Annotated in this window: 2 protein-coding genes; both read left to right on the forward strand. The window is 69.6% G+C overall.

Going from position 1 to position 2,346, the window contains the following annotated elements; translation table 11 throughout:
* Positions 1–176 precede the first annotated feature (176 nt).
* Positions 177–704 (forward strand): hypothetical protein, encoded by a 528-nt coding sequence (locus ACFWZ2_RS43515; protein ID WP_384555344.1) that lies wholly within the window; start codon positions 177–179, stop codon positions 702–704.
* A 69-nt stretch (positions 705–773) separates the two neighbouring features.
* Positions 774–2,312: an ISKra4 family transposase gene (locus ACFWZ2_RS43520; protein ID WP_384555345.1), complete on the forward strand. Its 1,539-nt coding sequence runs from the start codon at positions 774–776 to the stop codon at positions 2,310–2,312.
* Positions 2,313–2,346: the final 34 nt, after the last annotated feature.

Genomic DNA, 2,346 nt, shown 5'->3' on the forward strand with positions numbered 1-2,346 from the left:
TCTGCTCTATGCGGGTCTGGCCTGCGCCGTTGTCTGCTCCATCCGGCTCCTCGTCAACCGCAGCAAGGCCCGAAACGCACAACCGCCCTACGAGACGGTCTGAGCTGGGAAGACGCTGTTGGGTATCGAGGCGGCGCTGTCGTGCTTCTACCGTGGTGGGGTGGGGGTGGGGCGCCATGGTGTCATTGCCGGAGGAGCTTGAGGCGCGGGAGGCTGCGGCACGGCAGCGGGTGGAGGAACTCCAGGCTGAGGCTGCGGAGTTGGCCCTCCGGCTGGAGAGGGCGCGGGAGGATCTGTCGCGGCTGGAGATCACGCGGGAGACCGTTGTTCAGGTGCTGGCGGAGCTGTCGGCCGCAGAGGCCGAACCGGAGATTGTGGCGGGGGATGTGCCGGAGCCGGACAAGACGTCGGCGCCTCACGGCAGCGGGGTGACGATGGTGCCGCCGTGGCGGGAGGGCCTGGTCGTGGCGGTGCTGCCGGATGTGTACCGGGACATCGTGGAGGTCGTCGCTGATGCTCCGGGCCCGTTGCAGGCCAAGCAGATCGTGCCGCGGATCGGTCTGCCGACGACGACCGGGAAGATTGAGGGCACGAGGGGGAAGCTGAAGCGGCTGGTGGAGCGGGGCTGGCTGGACGAGGACGTGCCGGGACAGTTCACCCTCGCCCGCCGAGACCCGGGCGCTGGCCGGGCCAACTCCCGGTGACCAAGGGGCTCTTCTTCGTAGATTCGAAGGTGCCAACCGAAACGAATCACGCCCGAAGAAGAGCCCTCGATGGAACCGTACGACGCCTTGCCCCAGCCTGATCCGTACTCCGCCTCCCGCAGTGCCTTCGAACGCCTCATCTCGACGCTGGCCGATGGTCCGGCGGCGGACATGCACCACGACGAACTGGAAGAGCATGTCGAGCAGTCGGGCCGCGAGCTGCTGCGACAGCTGATGCAGGACCACCTCGACCTGCGCGCCAGAAGGGAGGAGGAATCGGTGCGCGCGAACACCAAGCAGCTGGCGGTCATCGGCCCGGAAGGACAGCGGCGAACCTGGCGGGAGACGGGGCATCGCCGCTGGCTGACCTGTGTGTTCGGGCCGGTCCGGGTGAACCGGATCGCCTATCGCGGCCGAGGTGTCGCCAACGTGCACCCGGCGGACGAGACGTTGTCGCTGCCCGCGGGCCGGCACTCCCGCGGCCTGGCCCGGCTCGCGGTCCTGGAAGCGGTGCGCGGCTCGTTCGACCAGGCCGCCGCCGCGATCGAGCGACGCTGCGGGAAAGTGCTGGGCAAGCGCCGTCTCAAGGAACTGGTCCTCGCCGCGGCCGTCGATGTCGCCGCCTACTATGCGGTGAAGATCCCCACCCCGTGCACCCGCGAGATGCCGCTGGTCATCCAGGTCGACGGCAAGGGCGTGGTGATGCGTCCCGAAGCCCTGCGCGAAGCCACCCGCCGGGCCGCGGCCAAGACCGCGGCGGCCGGGCGGCGCGGACGCCTGGCTCCAGGAGAGAAACCCAACCGCAAGAGGATGGCGACGGTGGCCTGCGTCTTCGACACGGTTCCTGGCCCACGCCGGCCGCACGACATCGTGCACCCGCCCGGCGGCCGCAGCCAGACGCGGCCGGTGCGGCCGGGCCCGAAAGCGGAGCGGAAATGGTGCACAGCCTCGGTGATCCGTCCGCCCGAGCAGGTGGTCGCCAATGCCTTCGCCCAGGCCGAAGCCCGCGATCCGCGGCATCTGCGCGACTGGATCGTGCTCGTCGACGGCGCCCGCCACCAACTCGACCTGATCCACGCCGAAGCCTCCCGCCGCGGCATCCGCCCGAACATCCTGCTCGACTTCGTGCACGTCGCCGAGTACTGCTGGACGGCCGCGCATGCCTTCCACCCGGCAGGCAGCCGCGAGGCCGAGGTCTGGGCCGCGGACAAACTCACCGCGATCCTTGCCGGAGATGCCGACCGCGCGGCTACCGAGATGGCCGTCCAGGCAGCAGCCGAACACCTTCCCACCGCCCGCCGCGAGGCCGTCACCACCTGCCACCGTTACCTCACCGGCCACCTCGACCAACTCCACTACGACACCGCCCTGAAAAACGGCTGGCCGATCGCCACCGGCGCCGTCGAAGGCGCCTGTCGGCACCTGATCGCCGACCGCCTCGACATCACCGGAGCCCGCTGGGGACTCGACGGCGCCGAAGCTGTCCTCCAACTCCGCGCGCTGATCACAAACGGCGACTTCGAGGACTACTGGACCTTCCACGCTGCCCGCGAACACCAACGCCTCTACCCCGGCCCTGACCAGCAGAACTACAGCCTCACTGCTTGATCCTGGCCGTCACTCCAGAGGATCCGCACCCATT

It is taken from the genome of Streptomyces sp. NPDC059002, from assembly GCF_042740435.1.
Classification (GTDB): Bacteria; Actinomycetota; Actinomycetes; order Streptomycetales; family Streptomycetaceae; genus Streptomyces.

Coding starts and splice junctions, on each gene's coding strand:
- ACFWZ2_RS43515 (WP_384555344.1), top strand. CDS start 177: ATGGTGTCATTGCCGGAGGAGCTTGAGGCGCGGGAGGCTGCGGCACGG.
- ACFWZ2_RS43520 (WP_384555345.1), top strand. CDS start 774: ATGGAACCGTACGACGCCTTGCCCCAGCCTGATCCGTACTCCGCCTCC.